This is a genomic window from Actinokineospora sp. UV203 (assembly GCF_056323665.1).
The window spans coordinates 614,499-638,745 of the sequence record NZ_CM150484.1; the positions used below are offsets into that span (position 1 = coordinate 614,499).

23 protein-coding genes are annotated in these 24,247 nt (G+C 69.5%); 15 read left to right on the plus strand and 8 right to left on the minus strand.

The window, feature by feature from the left end:
• Positions 1-3 precede the first annotated feature (3 nt).
• A complete protein-coding gene (gene mshC, locus ACUZ2Y_RS02800) occupies positions 4-1,242 on the plus strand; it encodes a cysteine--1-D-myo-inosityl 2-amino-2-deoxy-alpha-D-glucopyranoside ligase (RefSeq protein WP_476326561.1) in 1,239 nt (412 codons plus the stop codon).
• 282 nt (positions 1,243-1,524) lie between these two features.
• Here mshC and ACUZ2Y_RS02805 read toward each other — a convergent pair whose 3' ends face one another.
• Positions 1,525-2,427: a PAC2 family protein gene (locus ACUZ2Y_RS02805; RefSeq protein ID WP_476326563.1), complete on the minus strand. Its 903-nt coding sequence runs from the start codon at positions 2,425-2,427 to the stop codon at positions 1,525-1,527.
• 73 nt (positions 2,428-2,500) lie between these two features.
• Between ACUZ2Y_RS02805 and metH the strand changes: the two genes are divergently transcribed.
• A complete protein-coding gene (metH, locus tag ACUZ2Y_RS02810; RefSeq protein WP_476326565.1) occupies positions 2,501-6,046 on the plus strand; it encodes a methionine synthase in 3,546 nt (1,181 codons plus the stop codon).
• A 29-nt stretch (positions 6,047-6,075) separates the two neighbouring features.
• Positions 6,076-6,753, plus strand: a complete 678-nt coding sequence (locus ACUZ2Y_RS02815; protein WP_476331542.1) for an HAD family hydrolase — start codon at positions 6,076-6,078, stop codon at positions 6,751-6,753.
• Here ACUZ2Y_RS02815 and ACUZ2Y_RS02820 read toward each other — a convergent pair.
• Complete coding sequence (locus ACUZ2Y_RS02820; protein ID WP_476326567.1) at positions 6,745-7,317, minus strand: TetR/AcrR family transcriptional regulator; 573 nt, start codon at positions 7,315-7,317, stop codon at positions 6,745-6,747. The genes ACUZ2Y_RS02815 and ACUZ2Y_RS02820 overlap by 9 nt on opposite strands.
• Before the next feature lie 61 nt (positions 7,318-7,378).
• Here ACUZ2Y_RS02820 and ACUZ2Y_RS02825 point away from each other — a divergent pair, with 61 nt between their 5' ends.
• The 3 genes from ACUZ2Y_RS02825 to hisG are packed head-to-tail and all read left to right on the plus strand — an operon-like array spanning position 7,379 to position 9,006.
• A complete protein-coding gene (locus ACUZ2Y_RS02825) occupies positions 7,379-7,801 on the plus strand; it encodes a DUF3995 domain-containing protein (RefSeq protein WP_476326569.1) in 423 nt (140 codons plus the stop codon).
• A gap of 53 nt (positions 7,802-7,854) precedes the next feature.
• Positions 7,855-8,118 (plus strand): phosphoribosyl-ATP diphosphatase, encoded by a 264-nt coding sequence (locus ACUZ2Y_RS02830; RefSeq protein WP_091370230.1) that lies wholly within the window; start codon positions 7,855-7,857, stop codon positions 8,116-8,118.
• A gap of 42 nt (positions 8,119-8,160) precedes the next feature.
• The gene (gene hisG, locus ACUZ2Y_RS02835) at positions 8,161-9,006 is read left to right on the plus strand and encodes an ATP phosphoribosyltransferase (protein WP_476326571.1); all 846 of its coding nucleotides are present in this window, start codon (positions 8,161-8,163) and stop codon (positions 9,004-9,006) included.
• Positions 9,007-9,108: 102 nt separating this feature from the next.
• Here the strand turns inward: hisG and ACUZ2Y_RS02840 are convergent, their stop codons facing one another.
• The 3 genes from ACUZ2Y_RS02840 to ACUZ2Y_RS02850 all read right to left on the minus strand — a co-directional run bounded on the left by ACUZ2Y_RS02840 (position 9,109) and on the right by ACUZ2Y_RS02850 (position 11,703).
• Positions 9,109-9,879, minus strand: coding sequence for a thioesterase family protein (locus ACUZ2Y_RS02840; protein WP_476326573.1), 771 nt, complete (start codon positions 9,877-9,879; stop codon positions 9,109-9,111).
• A gap of 277 nt (positions 9,880-10,156) precedes the next feature.
• Complete coding sequence (locus ACUZ2Y_RS02845) at positions 10,157-10,699, minus strand: class I SAM-dependent DNA methyltransferase (RefSeq protein ID WP_476326575.1); 543 nt, start codon at positions 10,697-10,699, stop codon at positions 10,157-10,159.
• 107 nt (positions 10,700-10,806) lie between these two features.
• Positions 10,807-11,703: a RecB family exonuclease gene (locus ACUZ2Y_RS02850; protein ID WP_476326577.1), complete on the minus strand. Its 897-nt coding sequence runs from the start codon at positions 11,701-11,703 to the stop codon at positions 10,807-10,809.
• A 100-nt stretch (positions 11,704-11,803) separates the two neighbouring features.
• Here ACUZ2Y_RS02850 and ACUZ2Y_RS02855 point away from each other — a divergent pair, with 100 nt between their 5' ends.
• Together ACUZ2Y_RS02855 and ACUZ2Y_RS02860 are read left to right on the plus strand one after the other, a co-directional pair.
• On the plus strand, positions 11,804-12,928 hold the full coding sequence (locus ACUZ2Y_RS02855) for a site-2 protease family protein (protein ID WP_476326579.1): 1,125 nt from the start codon (positions 11,804-11,806) through the stop codon (positions 12,926-12,928).
• Between the two features lie 65 nt (positions 12,929-12,993).
• Positions 12,994-13,827 carry a tRNA (adenine-N1)-methyltransferase gene (locus ACUZ2Y_RS02860; RefSeq protein WP_476326581.1) on the plus strand — a complete coding sequence of 278 codons (834 nt, stop codon included), beginning with the start codon at positions 12,994-12,996 and terminating at the stop codon, positions 13,825-13,827.
• Between the two features lie 67 nt (positions 13,828-13,894).
• On the opposite strand, the gene ACUZ2Y_RS02865 is transcribed toward ACUZ2Y_RS02860, so the two are convergent.
• Positions 13,895-14,683, minus strand: a complete 789-nt coding sequence (locus tag ACUZ2Y_RS02865) for a hypothetical protein (RefSeq protein ID WP_476326583.1) — start codon at positions 14,681-14,683, stop codon at positions 13,895-13,897.
• 87 nt (positions 14,684-14,770) lie between these two features.
• On the minus strand, positions 14,771-15,427 hold the full coding sequence (locus ACUZ2Y_RS02870) for a flagellar basal body-associated FliL family protein (RefSeq protein ID WP_476326585.1): 657 nt from the start codon (positions 15,425-15,427) through the stop codon (positions 14,771-14,773).
• Between the two features lie 463 nt (positions 15,428-15,890).
• On the opposite strand from ACUZ2Y_RS02870, the gene arc reads away from it, so the two are divergent.
• The 3 genes from arc to ACUZ2Y_RS02885 all read left to right on the plus strand — a co-directional run bounded on the left by arc (position 15,891) and on the right by ACUZ2Y_RS02885 (position 19,588).
• On the plus strand, positions 15,891-17,729 hold the full coding sequence (arc, locus tag ACUZ2Y_RS02875; RefSeq protein WP_476326587.1) for a proteasome ATPase: 1,839 nt from the start codon (positions 15,891-15,893) through the stop codon (positions 17,727-17,729).
• A 188-nt stretch (positions 17,730-17,917) separates the two neighbouring features.
• A complete protein-coding gene (locus ACUZ2Y_RS02880; RefSeq protein WP_476326589.1) occupies positions 17,918-18,811 on the plus strand; it encodes an aldo/keto reductase in 894 nt (297 codons plus the stop codon).
• 99 nt (positions 18,812-18,910) lie between these two features.
• A complete protein-coding gene (locus ACUZ2Y_RS02885; protein ID WP_476326591.1) occupies positions 18,911-19,588 on the plus strand; it encodes a hypothetical protein in 678 nt (225 codons plus the stop codon).
• Between the two features lie 159 nt (positions 19,589-19,747).
• Here ACUZ2Y_RS02885 and ACUZ2Y_RS02890 read toward each other — a convergent pair whose 3' ends face one another.
• Positions 19,748-20,257, minus strand: coding sequence for an NUDIX hydrolase (locus ACUZ2Y_RS02890; protein ID WP_476326593.1), 510 nt, complete (start codon positions 20,255-20,257; stop codon positions 19,748-19,750).
• An 83-nt stretch (positions 20,258-20,340) separates the two neighbouring features.
• Here ACUZ2Y_RS02890 and dop point away from each other — a divergent pair, with 83 nt between their 5' ends.
• The 4 genes from dop to prcA all read left to right on the plus strand — a co-directional run bounded on the left by dop (position 20,341) and on the right by prcA (position 23,857).
• Complete coding sequence (gene dop, locus ACUZ2Y_RS02895) at positions 20,341-21,846, plus strand: depupylase/deamidase Dop (RefSeq protein ID WP_476326595.1); 1,506 nt, start codon at positions 20,341-20,343, stop codon at positions 21,844-21,846.
• 81 nt (positions 21,847-21,927) lie between these two features.
• Complete coding sequence (locus ACUZ2Y_RS02900) at positions 21,928-22,122, plus strand: ubiquitin-like protein Pup (RefSeq protein ID WP_476326597.1); 195 nt, start codon at positions 21,928-21,930, stop codon at positions 22,120-22,122.
• A gap of 60 nt (positions 22,123-22,182) precedes the next feature.
• Complete coding sequence (gene prcB, locus ACUZ2Y_RS02905; RefSeq protein ID WP_476326599.1) at positions 22,183-23,040, plus strand: proteasome subunit beta; 858 nt, start codon at positions 22,183-22,185, stop codon at positions 23,038-23,040.
• A gap of 31 nt (positions 23,041-23,071) precedes the next feature.
• Complete coding sequence (gene prcA, locus ACUZ2Y_RS02910) at positions 23,072-23,857, plus strand: proteasome subunit alpha (RefSeq protein ID WP_476326601.1); 786 nt, start codon at positions 23,072-23,074, stop codon at positions 23,855-23,857.
• The last annotated feature ends 390 nt before the right edge of the window (positions 23,858-24,247 follow it).

The following is a 24,247-nucleotide window of genomic DNA, read 5'->3' on the forward strand; positions in this document are numbered from 1 at the left end:
TTCATGCAGACCTGGCAATCCCACCCGGTGCCGCGGGTGCCCGGCACGCCGCGCCCGCTTCGGCTCCACGACACCAGCGCGGGCGAGATCCGCCTGACCACCCCGGGGCCGACCGCGACCATGTACGTCTGCGGGATCACCCCGTACGACGCCACGCACCTCGGGCACGCGGCGACTTACCTCGCGTTCGACCTGGTCCACCGCGTGTGGCTGGACAACGGCCACCAGGTGCACTACGTCCAGAACGTCACCGACATCGACGACCCGCTCTTGGAGCGTGCCGCCCGCGACCAGGACGACTGGGTCGTGCTGGGGATGCGGGAGACGGCGTTGTTCCGCGAGGACATGGCCGCGCTGCGAGTGCTGCCGCCGCGCGAGTACGTCGGGGCCGTCGAGTCGATCCCCGAGGTCGTCGAGGCCGTGGCCAAACTCCTCGCCAACGGCGCCGCCTACCACGCCGACGACCCCGAGTACCCCGACATCTACTTCGACCACCAGGCAAGCGGCCAGTTCGGCGCCGAGTCCCGCTACGACGAGCCGACCATGGCGAAATACTTCGCCGAGCGCGGCGGAGACCCGGACCGCTTGGGCAAGCGCCACCCCCTGGACGCCCTGCTTTGGCGCGTCGCCAGGCCCGGCGAGCCGAGCTGGGACAGCGAACTGGGCCCGGGCAGGCCCGGCTGGCACATCGAGTGCAGCGCCATCGCCCTCAACCGCCTCGGCATGGGCTTCGACCTCCAGGGCGGCGGGTCGGACCTGATCTTCCCCCACCACGAGTTCAGCGCGGCCCACGCCGAGGCCCTGACCGGCAGGCACCCCTTCGCCCAGCACTACGGACACGCGGCGATGATCGGCCTGGACGGCGAGAAGATGTCCAAGTCCCGCGGCAACCTCGTCTTCGTCTCAAGGCTGCGCGCCGACAACGTCGACATCATGGCGGTGCGGCTGGGCCTGCTGTCGGGGCACTACCGCACCGACCGCGCCTGGACCCACAACGTCCTCGACGAGGCCATCACCCGCATGTCCCGCTGGCGCGAAGCGGTCGACGCGACCAAGGGCGTCGCCGCCGCACCCCTGATCGCCGAGATCCGCGAACACCTGTCCAACGACCTGGACACCCCCGCCGCGATCGCCGCCATCGACGCGTGGGCGGAGCAGACTCGGCTGGGCGAGGGCACGGAGGACAACGCCCCCGCCGAGGCCAAGGCGGCTATCGACGCCCTACTGGGGATCGAACTCTGACCGGTGGCGGGCCCACACACCTGGGCCCGCCACCACTGACAGCTAGCGCGGCCGACGCGATGCGGCCCCGTCGGCCCGTTTGTCCGATATGGACTGACAGCTAGCGCGGCCGACGCGATGCGGCCCCGTCGGCCCGTTTGTCCGATATGGACTGACAGATTCCGCCAAGTCAGGCCGCTTTACGGCCACTTGGTGTGCCGGGGAGGCCGCTGGTGCCTCGGTCGGGAGCTTCGCGCCGGGTGGCGGCTTGCCGCGGCCCGCCACCACCCGACCGGCCGTCGGTCACACCCCGGTCGGCCCAGGCCCCGAGCTGCCCCGACCCGAACCGCCCGGCCTGCGCCTGCGCAGGTAGCGCTCGAACTCCGCGGCGATCGCGTCGCCGCTGGTCTCGTTCAGGGTGTTCTCGGCGTCGCCGCGTTCCTCCAGCGCCCGGACGTAGTTGCGGACGTCCTCGTCCTCCTCCGCCATCTCGCTGACGGTCCGCTGCCACTCCTCGGCCTGCTCCGGCAACGTGCCCAGCGGCACCTCCACGTCGAGGACCTCCTCGACCCGGTGCAGCAGCGCCAGCGTGGCCTTGGGCGACGGCGGCTGCGACACGTAGTGCGGGACCGCCGCCCAGATGGAGATCGCGGGCACCCCCACCTGCACACACGCGTCCTGCAGCACCCCGACGATGCCGGTCGGGCCCTCGTAGCGGGACCGTTCGAGGCCGAACTGGGCGGCCGAGTTGGCGTCGTAGGCGGTGCCGGTCACGGGGACGGGCCGGGTGTGCGGAGTGTCGGCGAGGAGCGCGCCGAGGGTCACCACGGTGCTCACCTTGAGATCGTCGACGTGCTGGAGCAGCTCGGCGCAGAACTTGCGCCAGCGCATGTTCGGCTCGATGCCGTGCACGAGCACCACGTCCCGGTTGGACCCCGGCGGGCGACACACGTACAGGCGCGTCGTCGGCCATTCCACCCGACGGGTGACCCCTTCCACCATGCGGACTGTGGGCCTCGTCACCTGGAAATCGTAGTAGTCGTCCGGGTCGATCTCGAGCAGCGGAGTGGCGTCCCAAGTGAGCTGCAAATGCTCGATTGCCGTGCTCGCGGCGTCTCCCGCGTCATTCCAACCCTCGAACGCCGCCACCATTACGGGGTCGACGAGGTCCTGCGGCTCGACCTTGGGCTCTGCGTCGGCAGTCATGTGCGGGTCCGGATCTGTCACTGCGCAAGACTACGACCCTGTGCGGGTGGACGGAGATCGTAGGCTGGTCGACATGCCGGATAGCGTCGTGTCGCCCTTCATCGCAGCTCTCAACGACCGTGTCCTCGTCGCGGACGGGGCCATGGGCACCATGCTGCAAGGTGTCGATCTCACACTTGATGACTTCGCGGGTCTCGAGGGTTGCAACGAGATTTTGAACGTCACCCGCCCCGACGTCGTGCGCCAGGTCCACCGCGAGTATTTCGAGGCCGGATCCGACGCCGTCGAGACGAACACGTTCGGGGCGAACCTCGCGAACCTCGCCGAGTACGACATCCCCGAGAAGATCTTCGAGCTCTCGGAGTCGGGTGCCCGCCTGGCCCGCGAGGTCGCGGACGAGTTCAGCACCGCCGAGCACCCGCGGTTCGTCCTCGGCTCGGTCGGCCCGGGCACCAAGCTCCCCACGCTGGGCCACGCGCCCTATGCGACCCTGCGCGACGCGTACCAGGAGCAGGTGCGCGGCATGCTGGTCGGCGGGATCGACGCCGTCATCGTGGAGACCTCGCAGGACCTGCTGCAGACCAAGGCGTCGATCATCGGCGCCAAGCGCGCCATGGCCGCCGAGGGACGGATCGTCCCGATCATCACCCAGGTCACCGTCGAGACCACCGGCACCATGCTGCTCGGCACGGAGATCGGCGCCGCGCTCACCGCGCTGGAGCCGCTGGGCATCGACCTGATCGGCCTCAACTGCGCCACCGGCCCCGCCGAGATGAGCGAGCACCTCAGGACGCTGTCGAAGCACGCCCGCATCCCGCTGTCGGTGATGCCCAACGCCGGTCTGCCCGAGCTGGGCCCGAACGGCGCGGTGTACCCGCTCAAGCCCGACGAGCTCGCGGTGGCGCTGAGCGCGTTCGTCACCGACTTCGGCACCCGGCTCGTCGGCGGCTGTTGCGGCACCACCGGCGAGCACATCCGCCAGGTCGTCGCCGCCGTGCGCGAGCTGACCCCGGCCCCCCGCAAGCCGCGCCCCGAGCCGGGTGTGTCGTCGCTCTACCAGGCGGTGCCGTTCCAACAGGACGCGTCGGTGCTGGTCATCGGCGAGCGGACCAACGCCAACGGCTCGAAGGCGTTCCGCGACGCCATGCTCAACGGCAAGTTCGACGACTGCATCGAGATCGCCCGCGCCCAGACCCGCGACGGCGCGCACATGCTCGACCTGTGCGTCGACTACGTCGGCCGCGACGGCGCCGTCGACATGGCCGAGCTGGCGGGCAGGCTGGCCACCGCCTCGACGCTGCCGATCATGCTCGACTCCACCGAGCCCGAGGTCGTCCGCGCCGGCCTGGAGCGCCTGGGCGGCCGCTGCGCGGTCAACTCGGTCAACTTCGAGGACGGCGACGGCCCCACGTCGCGCTACTACCGGATGATGGAGCTGGTGCGCGAGCACGGCGCCGCCGTCGTCGTCATGTGCATCGACGAGGAGGGCCAGGCCCGCACCGCGACGGACAAGGTCCGCATCGCCGCGCGCACGATCAATGCCCTGGTCGACGACTGGGGGATGCGGGTCGGCGACATCATCGTCGACTGCCTGACCTTCCCGATCACCACGGGCCAGGAAGAGGTCCGCAAGGACGCGATCGAGACCATCGAGGCGATCCGGCGGCTCAAGCAGCGCTACCCGGAGGTCAAGACGACCCTGGGCGTGTCGAATGTGTCCTTCGGCCTCAACGCGGCCGCCCGCCAGGTCCTCAACAGCGTGTTCCTGCACGAATGCGTCCAGGCCGGCCTGGACACCGCCATCGTGCACGCCTCGAAGATCGTCCCCATGGCCCGCATCCCCGACGAGCGCCGGGCCGTGGCGCTGGACTTGATCTATGACCGCCGCCGCGAGGGCTACGACCCGCTGCAGAAGCTGATGGAGCTGTTCGAGGGCGCCACCGTGGCCTCCTCCAAGGCCACCCGCGCCCAGGAGCTGGCGGCGCTGCCGCTGTTCGACCGGCTGGAGCGGCGCATCGTCGACGGCGAGCGCAAGGGCCTCGGCGCCGACCTGGACGAGGCGCTCAAGGAGCGCCCGGCCCTGCAGATCATCAACGACACGCTGCTCTCCGGGATGAAGACCGTCGGCGAGCTGTTCGGGTCAGGGCAGATGCAGCTGCCGTTCGTGCTGCAGTCCGCCGAGGTCATGAAGGCGGCCGTCGCGCACCTTGAGCCGCACATGGAGAAGTCCGACGACGACGGCAAGGGCCGCATCGTGCTCGCCACGGTCAAGGGCGACGTGCACGACATCGGCAAGAACCTCGTCGACATCATCTTGTCCAACAACGGCTACGACGTGGTGAACCTGGGCATCAAGCAGCCCATCACGACCATCCTCGACGCCGCCGAGGAACACCGCGCCGACGTCATCGGCATGTCCGGCCTGCTCGTCAAGTCCACGGTGATCATGAAGGAGAACCTGGAGGAGATGAACTCCCGCAACGTCGCCGCCAAGTGGCCGGTGATGCTCGGCGGGGCGGCGCTGACCCGCGCCTACGTGGAGAACGACCTCACTGACATGTACCTCGGCGACGTCCGCTACGCGCGTGACGCCTTCGAGGGCCTGCGGCTGATGGACGCGATCATGGCCGCGAAGCGCGGCGAGTCGCCGCTGGTCGACGAGGACATGAAGGCGAAGGCCGCCGAACGCCGGGCCCGCCGTGAGCGTTCGCTGCGCATCGCGGAGGCGCGCAAGGCGAAGGAATCAGCCGAAGAGGTCGAGCAGCCCGCGCGGTCCGATGTGTCCACTGACGTCCCGGTGCCGAACCCGCCGTTCTGGGGCAACCGGATCATCAAGGGCGTCCCGGTGGCGGACTACTCCGCGATGCTCGACGAACGCGCCACCTTCATGGGCCAGTGGGGCCTCAAGGGCGTGCGCGGCGGCGCCGGCCCGTCCTATGAGGAGCTGGTCGAGACCGAGGGCCGCCCGCGGCTGCGCCACTGGCTCGACCGGCTCGCCACCGAGGGCGTCCTGGCGCACGCGGCCGTCGTCTACGGGTACTTCCCGTGCGTGTCCGAAGGCGACGACCTGGTGATCCTCACCGAGCCGAGCGTCGACGCGCCGGAACGCACCCGGTTCACCTTCCCGCGCCAGCGCAAGGAGCGCAGGCTCTGCCTGGCCGACTTCTTCCGCCCCCGCGAGTCCGGTGTGGTCGACGTCGTCGGCTTCAGCCTGGTGACGATGGGCCAGCCCATCGCGGACTTCGCCAACGAGCTGTTCACGGCGAACGCCTACCGCGACTATCTCGAGGTCCACGGCCTCGGTGTGCAGCTCGCGGAGGCGCTCGCCGAGTACTGGCACCGGCGCATCCGCGAGGAGCTGACGTTCGCGACCGGTAAGGCGGTGGCCGACGAGGACCCGGCCGACATCATCGACTACTTCTCCCTTGGCTACCGGGGCGCGCGGTTCTCGCTGGGCTACGGCGCCTGCCCGAACCTGGAGGACCGCGCGAAGATCGTCGACCTGCTCGACCCGGAGCGGATCGGCGTGAAGCTGTCGGAGGAGTTCCAGCTGCACCCGGAACAGTCGACCGACGCGATCGTGCTGCACCACCCGGAAGCCAAGTACTTCAACACCTGACAGGGGATTTCGTGACTCGACCGTCCACTATGGAGGGTGGCCTGCCCGAGGCCGTGCTCTGGGACCTCGACGGCACCTTGCTCGACTCCGAGAAGCTGTGGGACATCCCGCTCTACGAACTCGGCGAACAGCTCGGCGCTCCGCTGTCGGTCGAAACCCGTCGTGCCATGGTGGGCACGAACATTCCGACGACGATGGGTCTGCTCTTCGGCTCGGCGGGGATCACGCCGAGTCCGGAGCAGGTTCGTGAAGCCGTGGCCTATGTGGACTCTCGGATGGTGGAGTTGTTCGCCACCAAGGCGACTTTCCGCCCCGGCGCGCAGGAAGCCCTCCGCGCCGTGCGCGAGACCGGGTTGCCGACAGCGTTGGTCACCTCGACCGAGCGCGCGTTGGCCGAGGTCGCGTTGGACACCGTGGGCCGCGACTTCTTCGACGTGTCGGTGTGCGGCGACGAGGTGGACGGGCTCAACAAGCCGTTGCCGGACCCGTACTTGAAGGCCGCCAAGCTCCTCGGTGTGGACGCCGCGGGCTGTGTGGCGGTCGAGGATTCGCCCACTGGGACGGCGTCGGCGGTCGCCGCGGGCTGTCTCGTCCTCGTGGTGCCCTGTGACGTGCCGGTGGCGGCGGGGGAGCGGCGGGTGCTGCGGGAGTCGCTGGTCGGTGTCGGCCCCGAGGTGCTGCGCGCCCTGGTGGCCGGGTCAGGCTGAGCGGCCCGCTTCGACCAGGGTCTCGATCAGATAGGTCAGCGCGGCCGGGTCGTCGACCGTCTCATGGGCGATCTCGGGCGTCGCGTGGCGCAACTCCGTCCAGCCGACGTAGGCCGAGTAGGTGACCAGGGCCTGCATCCGGGCCCGCGCTGCCGGTAGGCCCGCGTCGGTGTAGGCCTCGGTGAGGAAGTCGATCCGGCGGGCGGTCACCCGGTTCAGGACCGGGGCCACGATCGGGTCGTTCGCGTGGGCCACCAGCGCGGGCTCGAGCCCTTCGGTCGGATCCTCGGTCAGCGCGATGCGGAACAGCGAGCGCAGCCGCTCGTGCGGGTCGGCGATGTGGCCGACCTGGTCGATGACCGTCTTGGTGCCCTCCTGCTCCCACCACTCCAGCGCCGCGCGCAGCAGGTCGGCGCGGTTCTCGAAGTGCCAGTAGAAGCTGCCCCGGGTCACGCCGAGCGCCGTGGCGATGGGGTCGACGGCGACCGCGGCCACGCCGCCGCCGGCCAGGGCGGTGAGGGCCGCTGTGATCCAGTCCGCACGGCCGAGTCTGGGCTTCGTCACGCCCGTACAGTACTGTACGGACATCCATACAGTGCTGTATGGAGGACTGAGGGAGTGGCTCATGATGGTGCTCGGAGGTGTCGCCGCGACCGTGTTGGTGCTGGTGGGGGCCTTTCACGTGGTGTGGATGTTCAGCCCGTGGCCGGTGCGGACGCGCGAGGAATTCGCCCGCAAGGTGGTGGGGGTGGAGGCCGATGATCTGCCGAACACGTTCTTGACGGCGCTGGTGGCGATTGCATTGTTCGCGGCGGCCTACCTGGTCGCTGCCCGCGCCGGGATTGTCGGGGTGATCGGGCCGCAGTGGGGTGTGCCGGTGGGCGCCGCGACCGTCGCCGGGGTGCTCCTGTTGCGCGGGGTGTCCGGGTTCATCACGTCCGCGCGCAAGGGCACGGAGTTCGCATACTGGGATCTGCGGGTGTACGCACCGCTCTGCGTGGTGCTCGGCGGCGCCTGCCTGGCCGTCGCGGTGGGCACGACCGGGTGACCTCGGTCCCCTTGTTGCCTGCGTCCGGGGCGGGGATGGAAGGATCGTCGCTCGTGAAGACGTTCGACGAACTGTTCGCCGAACTCAGCGAACGGGCGAAGACCCGGCCTGAGGGCTCGGGAACGGTCGCGGCGCTGGACGCCGGTGTGCACGCGCAAGGCAAGAAGGTTCTCGAAGAGGCGGGCGAGGTGTGGATCGCCGCCGAACACGAGACCGACGACGAGCTGGCGGAGGAAGTGTCGCAACTCCTCTACCGGGTGCAGGTCCTGATGATCGGCCGGGGCCTGACGCTGGAAGACGTCTACCGACATCTGTGACCGGTAGGCCGTCACCGCACCCTCGATCCCAGGAGTTCCCCCATGCTGCGCGTCGCAGTACCGAACAAAGGGGCGCTGGCTGTCGCCGCGTCCGAGATGCTCACCGAAGCGGGCTACCGGCAGCGCCACGAGTCTCGTGACCTGACCGTCATCGACCCGGCCAACGAGGTGGAGTTCTTCTTCCTCCGGCCGAAGGACATCGCGATCTACGTCGGGTCCGGCGAACTCGACCTCGGCATCACCGGCCGCGACCTGTCGCTCGACTCCCGTGCGCCGGTCGTGGAGAAGCTCGCCCTCGGCTTCGGCGGCTCCACCTTCCGCTACGCCGCCCCCGCGGGCCGCGACTGGAAGGTCGGCGACCTCGACGGCAAGCGGCTCGCCACGTCCTACCCGAACCTGGTCATCGACGACCTCGCCCGGCACGGCGTGACCGCCGACGTCATCCGCCTCGACGGGGCGGTCGAGATCTCCATCCAGCTCGGCCTGGCCGACGCGGTCGCCGACGTCGTCGGCTCGGGTCGCACGCTTCGCCAGCACAACCTGGTGGCCTTCGGCGACGCCATCTGCGTCTCCGAGGCCATCCTCGTGCAGCGCGCCACCGCGGAGCCCTCACCGGCACGCGACCAGCTCGCGGCGCGGCTGCAGGGTGTCGTCTTCGCCCAGCAGTACATGATGTTGGACTACGACTGCCACCAGTCGCTGCTCGAAGCGGCCATCGAGATCACCCCCGGCCTGGAGTCGCCCACGGTCGCCCCACTGGCCAGCGCCGACTGGGTCGCCGTGCGCGCCATGGTCCCGCGCAAGGAAGTCAACGCGATCATGGACCGGCTCGCGGCGCTGGGCGCCAAGGCCGTCCTCGCGTCCGACATCCGGGCCTGCAGGCTCTGACCGCCCCGCGAGTCCCCACTTCCCGACCCCGAGTTCTCATCTCGGGTCGGGTTGTCCACCGGCGAAGTGAGAACTCATCGTCGGGGAGTGGGGACTCGCGGGTCAGCGGGGTTTGATCAGGAGGGCCTGGGCTCCTCGGGCGAGCGGGCCCCGGCGGTCGTGCAGGACGGTGAAAGCCGTCCCGACGCCGTGGTCACCGACCTCGGTGTGGGCGTCCATGCCGATCCACTCACCCTCGGGCTGCCTGCGCAAGTGGACGGTCAACTCGGTGTTGATGAAGTACCACCGGCGCGGGTCGAGCAGGCTTGAGACGCCGTTGCCGGAGTCGGCGAAAGCCAGCAGCCGCTGCAGACCGGTGGGCTCCTCACCCTTGACCAGCGCCACCCGCTGCCGCGCCCACACCGTGGCCGGACCGGGGTCCGCAAGGGACCCGCTGAGCGCCCGCATCTCCATGGCGTCGAGGTAGCCGCCTCCCCACCCTTCGGGCCTGCTCAGGGGAATGCCTTCCTCCGGTGTTTTCAGCGGGTCTCCGTCTGTGGTCCGCACTGACTCGGAGTCCGATGTGGCCATTCGCCATGCCCGTGCCCGCGCCACCACCCGGTCGTTCGCGGTCATCTCCGCCGCCAGGAGTTCGACTGACTTGCCCGGGCGTTCGACGGTCGCGTGGACGTGGACTGTCGCGAGTGGAAGAGGGCCGAGGATCTCGACGGTGATTCGGGCGATCATCAATGGTTGCGTTGCGGGAAGGGCTTCCATCGCTCGCGCGATCAGAGCCGTCGGTGGGCCGAAGTGTTGGCTGTCGGGGGACCAGGGGCCTGCTGTGTGCTCGGTGGACTCGAAGCTGTTGTCTTTCAGCGGTATGTAGAACGCCATCGGGCCGCCTCTTTGGTGGGTGGTGCGCCTTCGGGTGGTTCGGCTGGCTCCCGCGTCCACACCGAGCTGGGGCGGTGGTGCACCTTCGGGTGGTTGGGCTTGATTCGGGGACCCCTGAGATGGCCCTGCGGGTCGAGAAGGTGGGGAAAGGGAACCCCCGACCCCCGCGAGGGTAGGGCCATCTCCGCCCCGAATAAAGCCCAACCACCCGAAGCCGCAGTGTGTTGGGCGGCCTCGCCTGGGCCTCGCCTGGGCGTCGGTTGTCGGGCGTCGGGCGTCAGGCATCAGCAGCTACAGCCTGCCTGTCGAGCCAGAGATACGCCTGCGGGGTCGTCTCCTTCCCCACCGCCTCCCGAACCAGCCGAGCTCGCACGTCAAACCCAGCCTCCACCAGCAACCCCTCGACGAGGGAGACCGGCAGCCGGTAGGCGTCATACGACACCGCATGTCCGTACGCCGAGGTAATCGCCTTGCGCTCGTCCCCAACCTGGAACGCGAGCAACAAGTGCCCACCAGGCGCGAGCACCCGATGGAACTCCGCGAACACCTCCGGCAGTAACCCGGGTGGCGTATGGATGATCGAGTACCAAGCGACCACCCCACGAAGTTCCCCAGAGGGCAGATCCAGCGCGCTGATCGTCCCCTCATCGAACCGGATGCCTGGATGGGCCTGACGTGCCACCGCGATCATCCGAGGCGACAGATCAATACCGAAGGCGTCCACGCCAAGGGAGCGCAGGTGTGCGGTGATCCGACCGGGTCCACACCCAAGGTCCGCCACAACCCCTTCGCCCACCTGTTCGGCGAACGCCGCGAGCATCGCGCGGTCGAAAGGGCCTGCCGCAAGCGAATCGCGCAGCAGGGTGGCGTAGTCGGCGGCGACGGTGTCGTACGCCGTGCGGGTGACGGTCAGGTACGAGGGCTCGGTCAGTCGGCACGCTCCAAGATCGTCTCGTCGCCCGCGTCGGGCTCCGGCCAGCCGGGGTACGCCGGTGGCGTGCCGCCGAAGGCGGGGCAGATCGCTTGGTGGGAGCACCAGTCGCACAGTTTGGTCTTGTTCGGCCGGAAGTCGCCGGTAGGCGCGGCACGGAGGATGGCGGTCCAGATCGCGTCGAGGGTGCGTTCGAAGCGGGACAGCTCAGCTTCGTCCGGGGTGTAGGCCAGGGACTGGCGGTCGGCCAGGTACATCAGCCGCAGCTGGCGGGGGACCACCCCACGCAGCCGCCACAGGGCCAATGCGTAGAACTTCATCTGGAACAAGGCTTTCGCCTCGCCGATCTCGCGCGGCGCGACGCCCGTCTTGTAGTCGACCACCCGGATCTCGCCGGTCGGCGCGACGTCGAGGCGGTCGATGTAGCCGCGCAGCAGCACCCCCGAGTCGAGTTCGGTCTCGACCAGCAACTCGCACGCCTCGGGCTGCAGCCTGCGCGGGTCCTCCAGCTCGAAGTACCCGTCCACCAACCCACCCGCGGACTCCAGCCACGCCGCCAACTGCTCCTCGACGCTCTCGCCGTCGAAGATCGCGGTCAGCCCCGGCTCCTCCGCCGACAGCCGCTCCCACGTCGGCGCGATCAACGCGTGGGCCCGATCGGGCTGCCGCTCGTCGGCGGGGAGCGCGTAGAGCTGCTCCAGAACCGCGTGCACGACCGTGCCGCGGACCTGTGCCTTTGTCGGTGTCTCCGGCAGCCGGTCCACCGCGCGGAACCGGTAGAGCAGCGGGCATTGCTTGAAATCGCCCGCGCGGGACGGCGACAGCGCCGGCCGCCGCGGCGCCGCGGGCGGGTCGGGCCGCGAGCCTGGTTCGGTTCCTGGTCCGGAGAACATGCCCAGACCATAGTGTCGGGCACCGACAGTTCCGGTGAGGACGCCGAGCGTGTTCGGTGGCGATCACCACGGCCACACACCCCGGGCCTAAGGTGTCCCAATGGCGAGCACCACGGCACCCCGCGCGCCCGGCGGCCTGCTCCTGTTCCGCTACAGCGGGGTCCCGGTCGTCCTCGCGCCGTCGTGGTGGCTCGGTGCGGCGGCCGTGGTCGTCTTCTACACCCCGCTCGTCGGCAGGCTGCTGCCCGGCGCGACCATGCTCACCTCGGTGCTGCTGGCCACCGCCTTCGCCGTCCTGCTCGGGCTCTCGGTGCTCGCGCACGAACTCGGACACTGCGTGGTCGCACTGCGTCTCGGTCTGCCCGTGCGCAGGCTTCGGCTGTTCCTGCTCGGCGGGCTGTCGGAGATCGTCCGCACCCCGAGCAAACCCGGCCACGAAGGCGCGATCGCCGTCGCCGGGCCCGCCGTGTCGGTCCTGCTCGCCGCCGTGTTCGGCCTTGCCGCGGTGGTCATGCCCGGGTCCGGCCCGGTGTGGGTGCTGGTCCTGGAATGCGCACTCGCCAACACCGCCGTCGCCGCGTTCAACCTGCTGCCCGGGCTGCCTCTCGACGGCGGCCGGATGCTGCGCGCCGGCGTCTGGGCGCTCACCGGCAGGCGTGGCGCAGGCACCCGGGCCGCGGTGGTGGGCGGCTGGGCGGTCGCGGGCCTGCTTGTCCTGTGGGCGCTGTGGGGCCTGGCCACCGAAGCGCCGGACCGCTGGCTGCGCCTGGGCGTGTGCCTGCTGACCGCCTGGTTCGTCGGCGCGGGCGCGAGCGGCGAACTGGCCCACGAACGGCAGCGCACCTGGCCCGCGGGGCTGCGGCTCACCGACCTGGTCCGTCCCATCCTGCAACTGCCCGCCGAGAGCCCGGTCGCCGACGCGCTCAGCGCCGCGGCGGGCCGCGGGGTCGTGCTCGTGCGCGCCGACGGGGTCGCCGCGGGCCTGCTCGACGAGATCGCCGCCCGCGAACTCGCCGAACGCTCCCCGCACGCGCCCGCCGAACTCGCCGCCGAGCCGATCCGCCCGGAGTCGGTGCTGCTCGCCGCCGAATCCGGCGAGGACATCATCGACCGCGTCCACCAGACCGCCTCCTGGCAGTTCCTCGTCGTCGACGACGAGGGCCGCCCGAGCGGCGTGCTGCACCGCGACGACCTTCGCGCCGCCCTCGACCGAGGGGTTGACTGACCGGCCGACTTCGCCTTCTGCGAATATCTCTCGTTGGTTCACAGCAGGACGGAAGCGAGGCGTCGGTGTCGGCACGCAAGGTCAGCGGTCCCTTCGAGGCAGGGGACCGGGTACAGCTCACCGACCCCAAGGGCAGGCACTACACCCTGGTCCTCGAGCCAGGCGAGAAATACCACACCCACCGCGGCGCGCTCGCCCACGACGACATCATCGGACAGCCCGAGGGTTCCGTGGTCAGCTCCGCGGCGGGCACGTCCTACCTGGCGCTGCGCCCGCTGCTGTCGGACTACGTGCTGTCGATGCCGCGCGGCGCGCAGGTGATCTACCCGAAGGACGCCGCCCAGATCGTCATGCAGGGCGACATCTTTCCCGGCGCGCGCGTGCTGGAGGCCGGGGCGGGCTCCGGCGCGCTGACCTGCTCGCTGCTGCGCGCGGTCGGCCCCACCGGCAGCGTCACGTCCTATGAGATCCGCCAGGACCACGCCGACCACGCCGAGCGCAACGTGGTCCAGTTCTACGGCGAACACCCCGAGAACTGGACACTGACCGTGTCCGACCTGGCCGAGCACTCCGGCGAGGTCGACCGGGTCATCCTGGACATGCTGGCCCCGTGGGAGCAGCTCGGCGTGGTCGCCGAGAACCTCATCCCCGGCGGCGTGCTGGTCGTCTACGTGGCGACCACTACTCAGCTGTCGAAGGTCACCGAGGCCCTGCGCGAGCAGACCTACTGGACCGAGCCGCAGGCCTGGGAGACGCTCATCCGGCCGTGGCACGTCGTCGGGCTGGCCGTGCGTCCCGAGCACCGGATGATCGGGCACACCGCGTTCCTGCTGACCGCTCGCAGGCTCGCCGACGGCGTGGTCGCCCCGCGCCCGCAGCGCCGTCCCAGCAAGGGCTGAGAAACGACAAACCGGGTGGTCAGGGCGTTAGCCCCGGCCACCCGGTCACTCGGTCTTCCTCGAAACGTCAGAGCGAGACGCACCAGCCCTTGGACTTCTTCTCGAACACGATCGGGAACTTGATCGGCGAGCTGCTCCCGATCACGACCTCGGTGTCGACCTTGCCGTTCTCGTCGCCGTAGAGCGTGGGCTCGCCGACCACCGTCACCTTGGCCTCGGCGCCGCCGTCGGTGACCGAGGTGTACATGATGCCGGGGTCGGTCCCGTCGCAGGTCAGCGCCTTGGCCGCGGCTTCGTCCTTGGCGTTGACCGCGTCGGCGTACTTCTGGCCCGCGGCCGCGATGTCCGCGCCGCCACCACCCGCGCCACCCCCACCGGTGGACTTCTTCGTGGTGGTGGTCGGCTCCTCGGAGGACTCGGTGGGCTCCTCCTCGGTCGTCGTGGGCTTCGGCTTCGTCGACGAGGTCAGATCCGTCCCGGCCGTGCTGCTCGGCTTGTCGTCACCCTTGGTCAGGAAGTACACGCCGGTCCCGGCGCCGCCGAGCACCAGCAGCGCGATCGCGACGATCGCCACGATCTTGCCGGTGTTGCTCTTGGGCGGCACGCCACCCGGCCCGTACCCGCCGAACTGCTGTTGCTGCTGCTGGGAGTACGGATCCGGGGCGTTGTACGGGTCCTGGGGGACCTGGCCGTACTGCTGGGTCTGGTCATAGCCCTGCGGCTGACCCCAGGCGGGCTGCTGCTGGCCCGGCTGGCCGTAACCGGGCTGGCCATAGGGCTGCTGCTGACCGTGGGGGTCGGGCTGACCGTGCGGGTCTTGGCCGTACGGGCCGGGCTGCTGCGGTGGGTAGGTCATCTCCGGACCCGACTCCTCGGTTATTGGGTGGAACGTTCGTTGATGAATCGCCCGCTCTTGGGGCGGTGTTGCGGGGGACGATCCAGATCAGGCGGTTTCTTCTCCACAGAACCGCCACACGCCGTCTTCCTTGACGATCTTGATGCGAATGTGGGCGGGCTTGGGCTCGCCGCTCTCCGGGGTCAGCATCAAGTCGATCTCCGCTGTGGCGACGGACCCCTTGACCTCGGGTTCGCCCTTCGCCGTGCCCTTGACCTCGTACTTGCTCAGCTTGTCCTCGAGCGAGCTCGTGTCGGTCCCGTACTTGTTCTTGTAGGGCTCGCACGCCTCGGCCGTGACCGTCGAGAAGTCCTTCTTCTCGTACGCGGCGATGTAGGCGTCGACGATGTCCTCGGGGGAGCCCGCGCCGCCGGGGTCCGTGCCGGGCTTGGTCGACTTCGTCTCCGAGGGCTTGTCTGTCCCTGACGGCTTGGGCTTCGGCTCCGAGCTCGCGGGAGCCGCCGACGACGGCTTGTCGTCACCCTTGGTGAGGAAGAAGACACCCACGCCCGCGCCCGCGAGCACCAGCACGGCGATGGCCACGATGGCGACGATCTTGCCGGTGTTCTTCGGCGCGGGCGGCTCGCCGCCGCCCGGGTATCCACCGAGGCCCTGGTACGCGGTCTGCCCCGCGAAGGGGTCAGGCTGCTGCCCGTACGGCCCCTGCGGGCCGTATGGGCCGGGCTGCTGCGGTGGGTAGGTCATTGCTCGCCCCTGACTCCTCGTGCCGGTTTCGACAACGTTCTCTAGACGGCTTGGAGGGCCGTCTCGTTCCCTGCGGAAAGTATCCCGTGAGGGTGACCTTCCTGGTATGTGCACTCTATTGGCCTCGCGGGTGGTCCTGGGCCCGCGGGGACTCCGCCCGGCGGCGATCGGATGACGAATCGGGAACGGGGCCTGCGCACGTCCGGAGTGGACCCGGTGGCACGACACCGTGGGAGTGTCCACATGGTGGCCAAATGGGGTTGCCAACGTGGCGCGCGGTTGGCGTAATACACCGACGCAACGTAGCGGGGTGTCAGGCCTGCGGATGACCGGCTTGGTGGATCAAGTGCCGCCGAGTGGGTATTGCTGAGGTGTGACACGCGGGTTCCGACAGCCGGAAGCTCTGTTGTTGTCGGTGATCGCCGGTACCGTAGAAGGTACGAGTTCGGGAGGAGGTGCCGACATGCAGCACGATCGTCCCGGCAGTCGGCCAGAAGAAGCCGACGATGAGCACGGTGACACGCCCGGCCAGCCAGAGGAGCGCGAGTCGCGCTCGGAGGCCGCGCAGATCCGATTCCTTGAAGAGGAAGTCTCCCTGCTGCGCCGGAAACTGACGGAATCGCCGCGGCATTCGCGGCTGCTCGAGCAAAGGTTGGCCGAGGCGTCGGAGCGAGTGAGCCAGCTCACTGAACGCAACGCCAAATTGGTCGACACGCTGCGTGAGGCGCGCAGCCAGTTGCTCGCGTTGCGTGAGGAGGTCGATCGGCTAGCCCAGCCACCCAGTGGTTACGGCGTGTTCCTGACCGTGCACGACGACGGCACCGTGGACGTGTTCACGGCGGGTCGGCGGATGCGGGTTTCGGTCTCACCCGCGGTCGAATCGGACACACTGCGCCGCGGCCAGTCGGTGCGGCTCAACGAGGCGCTGACCGTGGTCGAGGGCGGTGGCTACGAACGCATCGGCGAGGTCTCGACGCTGCGTGAGCTGCTCGCGGGCCTCGACGAGGAGAAGCCGAGCCGTGCGCTCGTCGTCGGGCACGCCGACGAGGAGCGGGTGGTGTGGCTCGCCGATCCGCTGATGGACTCCCCACTCAAGCCCGGCGACTCACTGTTGGTCGACACCAAATCCGGATACGCCTACGAACGGGTCCCCAAGGCCGAGGTCGAGGACCTCGTGCTCGAGGAGGTCCCGGATGTCGACTACTCCGACATCGGTGGCCTGTTCCGGCAGATCGAGCAGATCCGCGACGCCGTGGAGCTGCCCTTCCTGCACAAGGACCTGTTCGCCGAGTACGAGCTGCGCCCGCCCAAGGGCGTGCTGCTCTACGGCCCGCCCGGCTGCGGGAAGACGCTCATCGCGAAAGCGGTGGCGAACTCCCTGGCCAAGCAGGTCGCGGCGGCCCGGGCCAGCAAAGACCCGTCGGGTGCGCCGCAGCCGTCGGAAGCCAAGTCCTACTTCCTGAACATCAAGGGTCCGGAGCTGCTCAACAAGTTCGTCGGCGAGACCGAGCGGCACATCCGGATGATCTTCCAGCGGGCGCGTGAGAAGGCGTCCGAAGGCACCCCGGTGATCGTGTTCTTCGATGAGATGGACTCGATCTTCCGAACCCGAGGCAGTGGTGTGTCCTCCGATGTGGAGACCACGATCGTGCCTCAGTTGCTCAGTGAGATCGACGGTGTGGAGGGCCTGGAGAACGTCATCGTCATCGGCGCGTCCAACCGCGAGGACATGATCGACCCGGCGATCCTGCGACCCGGCAGGCTCGACGTGAAGATCAAGATCGAGCGGCCGGACGCGGAGGCGGCGAAGGACATCTTCTCCAAGTACCTCACTACCACTCTTCCGATCCACGACGAGGACCTCGCGGAGTTCGCGGGCGACAAGCGCGCCTGCCTCGACGCGATGATCCAGCACACCGTCGAGCGCATGTACGAGGAGACCGAGGAGAACCGCTTCCTTGAGGTCACCTACGCCAACGGAGACAAGGAAGTGCTCTACTTCCGCGACTTCAACTCCGGCGCGATGATCCAGAACATCGTCGACCGGTCCAAGAAGGCGGCGATCAAGTCGGTGCTGGAAACCCAGCAGCGCGGCCTGCGGGTCCAGCACCTGCTCGACGCGATCGTCGACGAGTTCGCCGAGAACGAGGACCTGCCCAACACGACCAACCCGGACGACTGGGCACGGATCTCGGGCAAGAAGGGCGAGCGCATCGTCTACATCCGCACCCTGGTGACCGGCAAGAACCAGGATTCGGGTCGGGCGATCGACACGGCCACGAACACCGGCCAGTACCTCTGATCGAAGAAAGGCGTGCGGCCCCGCGTTCGCGCGGGGCCGCACGCCTTTCTCAGGTCACCCTGGACGGATGTCAGTTCAGCTAGACCGTCACCTCGCTGCCGCCCGATCCACTCGCGCCCCGGAGTCCGGGACGTGCCCGGCCATCCCGCTGTAGGCGCCGCCCCGCGAGTTCCCGGCATACTCGCGCGGTGCGATTCACCCTCGGCCTCGCCGCGCTGGGCAGGCCCGCCTACCTCAACCTCGGCCGCGACCTGCCCACCCACCGTGACGTCGAGACCCTCCGGTCGACCACCTGGGATGTCCTCGACGCCGCCCACGCGGCAGGCGTGCGGCGCGTGGACACCGCGCGGTCCTATGGCCGGGCCGAGGAGTTCCTCGCCTGCTGGCTGGACGCGCGCGGCCACGACGACGTGGCCGTGTCGTCCAAGTGGGGCTACACCTACGTCGGCGACTGGCGCATGGACGCGAAGGTGCACGAGGTCAAGGAACACACGCTGTCCCGGTTCCGGTCGCAGTGGTCCGAAACCCGCGCGCTGCTCGGCTCCCGGGTCGCGCTCTACCAGGTGCACTCACTGACCGTGGACAGTCCACTGTTCGCCGACGAACCACTCCTCGACGCCCTCGCCGAACTGGCGGATTCGGGGCAACGACTGGGTTTCTCCACCTCCGGCCCCGCCCAGGCTGACGCTGTGCGCCGAGGCTTGGCCCTGCGACGCGGGGGAGTGACGATCTTCACGGCCGTCCAGTCGACCTGGAACCTCCTGGAACCGTCGGCGGGCCCCGCCCTGGCCGAAGCCCACGCGGCGGGTGCCCACGTCGCGATCAAGGAAGCCCTGGCCAACGGCCGCCTCGCCGTCGAACCACCGCCTAGCCTCGCCGCGCGCCCAGAACCGTCCGACGCAGTCGCCCTGGCCGCCGCACTGGCCCAACCGTGGGCCGACACCGTGCTGATCGGCCCGGTCTCCACCGCCCAGCTCGCCTCCAACCTGCGCGCGGCGGACCTGGACCCGCCGGACCTGCCCGACCTCGCCGAACCGCCCGTCGACTACTGGGCGACCCGGTCCCGCCTGCCGTGGAGCTGACCCCCGGACCACCCAACAGGCACCCACCCCCCAGGACCCGCCCGATGTCGCGACCCCGGTAGATTTTGATCGACACCCAACTCCCCCGAAAGGACGCTCGTGCGTCGTGTGCAGGTGCTGGCCGGCGCCGCCGTGCTCCCCGTTCTCCTGGCCACGGCTTGCTCTGACCGCCCGAACGACCTCTACACGTACTACGACGCCCCATCGCCGGAAGTGAGTACGGCCGCCGCGCCGAGCCCAACCCCGACGAGCACCACGACGACAACGACGACGACCAAGCGAGCATCCGACCCCTCGGCAGTCGCGTTGACAGCCATCGACCTCGCGGCAGAAGAAGTCCAGCCTGACGGCGTCCCAAAGACCCAGGTCCAAGCCGCCCTACCCGACTGCGCCGCCCCCCTGCCGTCCGCGACGGACGCCATCGCCACCACCTGGCGGTACGCGAGCGGCTCCGTCCTGCGCCAGTACGTCGCCGTCCACGCCGCGGAGGCATCGGTGGTCGAAGACATCAAGGAAGCCCTCGACTGCGGCACCTTCACCGTCGACGGCCTGCGCTACGAGATCGACAGCGCGGCCAAGATGGCGGTCCCGCCCGGCGTCGACGCCGGGCACACCTGGTGCGCCACCAACCCCCGCCGCCCGACCTGCACCCTGGCGCTGGCGAAGGCGGACGTGCTGAGCGTCGTCACCGTGGAGGCCTCGACCCTCGCCCGCGCCCAGGCCGCCATCGCGCGACTGGCCCCGGTCGCCGCCGGGAAGCTGACCAGCCGGACCTAGTGCTGTGTCCACGAACGTTGCCAGGCTCTCGACGGCCCAGCTTCCCGCTGACCGCACCGCCGAAATGCCCGAGTACACCCGGTACGAGCAGCATTCCGGCGGCGCGGCCAGCGGAAACCTGGATCCGCCGATAGCCCGACAACGTTCATGGACACAGCACTAGCGGTCGAGTTCGCGGCGGAAGAACTCCTCGACGGCGATCCGGCCGTCGGGCACGAACGGCCACGACGGGTCCGCCAGCTTCGAGCGCAGCTCGGCGAAGGTCATCCAGCCGCCCCAGGCGATCTCGGATTCCTGCAGGACAATGTCGCCGTCCCACCACACCTCGTGCGCGAACAGGTGGATCCGGGTGCCGTCGACGTCGGCGCTCGCGGTGAACAGCGGCATCAGGGGCACTCCCGAGATGCCCAGTTCCTCCGCCAGCTCCCGCTCCGCGCAGTCCCACGGCGTCTCACCGGCCGCGACCACACCGCCCGCCCAGCAGTCGTGCATGCCAGGGAACACGTCCTTGTCGTCCGTGCGGCGGTGGACATAAACCCGGTCGCCGGAACGCACGAGGATCGCGCTCGCGGCGTGCCACAAACCCTCCGCGCGCATCCTGCGGCGGGTCGCGGAACCCACCACCTCGCCGTCCGCCGAGTACACCGCCACCAGTTCGTCGCCGCCCATGATGTGGATCGTCCCATCAGCGCGACCACCGCCCGGCGCGGCTCACGTCCGTGTCGTCGGTGCGGACCCGTAGGGTGGAAGACATGCGGCGGATCATGGGAACCGAGGTCGAGTACGGCATCTCCGTGCCGGGCGACCCAACGGCGAACCCGGTGTTGACATCGACCCAGGTCGTCCTGGCGTACGCGGCCGCGGCGGACGTCCCGCGGGCCCGTCGGGCGCGGTGGGACTACGAGGTGGAATCGCCGCTGCGCGACGCGCGCGGGTTCGACCTGGGGGCGCCCGGCATGGCCCCCTCCGACCCCGACGTGGAGGACCTGGGCGCGGCCAACGTCATCCTCACCAACGGCGCGCGCCTCTACGTCGACCACGCGCACCCCGAGTACTCCGCGCCCGAGGTCACCAACGCACGCGACGCCGTCATCTGGGACAAGGCGGGCGAGCGGGTGATGGAGGAGGCCGCGATGCGCGCGGCCACCGTCCCCGGCCAGCCGCGGCTGCAGCTCTACAAGAACAACGTCGACGGCAAGGGCGCCAGCTACGGCACCCACGAGAACTACCTGATGGCCCGCAACACCCCCTTCACGTCGATCATCGCGGGCCTCACCCCGTTCTTCGCCTCGCGGCAGGTCATCTGCGGCTCCGGCCGGGTCGGTCTCGGTGTCGCGGGGGAGGAGGCGGGCTTCCAGCTCTCCCAGCGTGCGGACTACATCGAGGTCGAGGTCGGCCTGGAGACCACGCTCAAGCGCGGCATCATCAACACCCGCGACGAGCCGCACGCCGACGCCGACAAGTACCGCAGGCTGCACGTGATCATCGGCGACGCGAACCTGGCCGAGACCTCGACGTACCTGAAGGTGGGCACCACCGCCCTGGTCCTCGACATGATCGAGTCCGGCATTCGGTTCGACCACCTCAAGCTCGCCGACCCGGTCCGCGCGGTCCACGTGCTCAGCCACGACCCGACGCTCAACGCGACGGTCGAGCTGACCAACGGCCGCAAGTTCACCGGCCTGGACCTGCAGAACGCCTATCACGAGATGGTCGCCGCGCACGTCGACCGGATCGAGGCCGACGCGGTCGGCCGCCACGTGCTGCGCACCTGGGGCGAGATCCTCGACGCCCTCGCGCGGGACCCGATGGAGTGCGCCGACCGGCTCGACTGGCCCGCGAAGCTGCGGCTGATGGAGGGCTTCCGGGCCCGCGACGGCCTCAACTGGAACTCCCCGCGGCTGCACCTGGTCGACCTGCAGTACTCCGACGTGCGCCTCGACAAGGGCCTCTACAACCGCCTCGTCGCCCGCGGCTCGATGAAGCGCCTGGTGACCGAGGACGAGGTCCGCGCGGCCGTCTACACCCCGCCGTCGGACACCCGCGCCTACTTCCGGGGCCGCTGCCTGGAGCGCTACCCGAACTCCATCGCGGCCGCATCGTGGGACTCGGTCATCTTCGATCTTGGCAGGGAGTCGCTGGTGCGCATCCCGACCCTTGAGCCGTTGCGCGGCACCAAAGCCCACGTCGGGGACCTGCTCGACGCCGCGGACACCGCCGAACAGCTGGTCGACAAGCTCACCGGCACGAAACGCTGATCTTGTCACCGGGGCGGACGGCGACGAAAGCCGGTCCGGCTGGGTAATGTTCCAAGTAGGCCAGACAACCGGGAGGTCTCAATGTCCCAGGAGCAGACGCAGCGCCAAGGCGGCGGTGACGGCGACGACGGCGCCGACGACACCACCGCGGCAGGTCAGGAACGACGCGAGAAGCTCGGCGACGACACCGACGCGATCCTCGACGAGATCGACGACGTGCTCGAGGAGAACGCCGAGGACTTCGTCCGCGCGTACGTGCAAAAGGGCGGCGAGTAAGCCCCCGCGCGGTTCACCAGCCCAACCACGGCGACGCCGACACAGGAATTGAAAGAAGGCATGGAACACACCTCGTCCCGAGGGCCGCGAGGAGCCTCGCTCTCGCCTGCCCACCTGTCAGCCGGTTCGTCGTCGTTCACCGACTTTTTGCGCTCCCAGGCGCCCGAACTCCTCCCCGGGCGCCGCGTCGTCGACGCGCCCGCCGTGAGCCGCGCGGACATCCCGCATGGCACGACCATCGTGGCGGTCACCTTCTCCGGCGGCGTGCTCATCGCGGGCGACCGCCGGGCCACCGCGGGCAACCTGATCGCCCAGCGCGACATCGAGAAGGTCTACGTCACCGACGAGTACTCGTCGGTGGGCATCGCGGGCACCGCGGGTCTCGCGGTGGAGCTGGTTCGGCTCTACACCGTCGAACTGCGCCACTACGAGAAGATCGAGGGCGTCGGCCTCTCGCTCGACGGCAAGACCAACAAGCTGGCCAGCATGGTCCGCGGCAACCTCGACGTGGCCATGGCGGGCCTGGCGGTGCTGCCGCTGTTCGTCGGCTACGACATCGACGCCGACGACCCGGCCACCGCGGGCAGGATCGTGTCCTTCGACGTCACCGGCGGCCGCTACGAGGAACGTGCGGGCTTCCACGCCATCGGCTCCGGCTCGATGTTCGCCAAGTCCGCTCTCAAGAAGCTCTACGACCCCGAGGGCGACAAGGAGGCCGCGGTGCGCGCGGCCGTCGAGGCACTCTTCGACGCCGCCGACGACGATTCCGCCACCGGCGGACCGGACTTGGCCCGTCGGATCTACCCCAGCATCGTCACCATCACCGCCGACGAGGGCGCACAGCGCCTGTCGGAGGCGGACGCGGCCACCGTGGCCGAAGCCGTGGTGAACGACCGGTCCGAACGCCCCCGCGGCTGACCCCCACCCGCCGAGTTAAGGAGCCTGCCCCGTGACGATGCCGTTGTACGCCTCGCCCGAGCAGCTGATGCGCGACCGCTCGGAGTACGCCCGCAAGGGCATCGCCCGGGGCCGCAGCGTCGTCGCGCTGAAGTACGCCGACGGCGTGCTGTTCGTCGCCGAGAACCCGTCGGCGACCTTGCACAAGGTCTCGGAGATCTACGACCGCATCGGCTTCGCCGCCGCCGGTCGCTACAGCGAGTACGAGAGTCTGCGCCGCGGCGGCATCCGCCACGTCGACCTGTGGGGCTACTCCTACGACCGCCGCGACGTCTCGGCCCGGCAGCTGGCCAACGTCTACGCGCAGACCCTCGGCACGATCTTCACCGAGCAGGTCAAGCCCATGGAGGTCGAGATCTGCGTCGCCGAGGTGGGTGCCACGGCCAAGCAGGACCAGCTCTACCGCCTGACCTACGACGGCTCCATCGTCGACGAACCGCAGTTCCTGGTGATGGGCGGCCAGACCGACACGATCACCGCCCTGCTCAAGGACACGTTCGAGGACGGCATCCCCCTGAGCGACGCCGTCCGGCTGGCACTTAAAGCCCTGGGGGCGGGCGCGGCGAACAGCGCGGCGAAGACGGCGGGGGAGACCACCCTCGACAAGCTCGAGGTAGCGGTCCTCGACCGCGGCAGGCCCACCCGAGCCTTCCGCCGGATCACCGGAGCCGCCCTCACCGCCCTGCTCCCAGCAGGCGAGCGCCCAGCGGAGTCCGCCCCGGAATCCCCCGCGAAGCCGATCGAGGACGTCGAACTGCCACCCGCCGACGGCGACTAACCCGCGAGTCGCCCCTCCCGGCAAACGAGTCGCCCCGTCCGGCAAACGAGTCGCCCCTTCCAGCAAGCGAGTTCGACATTCGCGAACGTCGAACTCGCTTGCCGGGAGGGGCGACTCGCTTGCCGGGAGGGGCGACTCGCTTGCTGGGAGGGGCGACTCGCGAGTCGGTCGGGTGGACCAATGCCGCGCCGGCGTAGGCCAATCGCACGTAAACGTTGATACATCAAGGTGACACCACCTGGTTGCCCCCGGTTACAACTACGTCAACCCAACGCGATAACCGCTGTTCACACGCATGTTATGGGTGTCCGGGATAGGCCGAACCGGTATTACGCGGGTCATAGTCCACTAACGACCAATTCCAGCCGGCGGTAGGTGAGGACCGTGGGC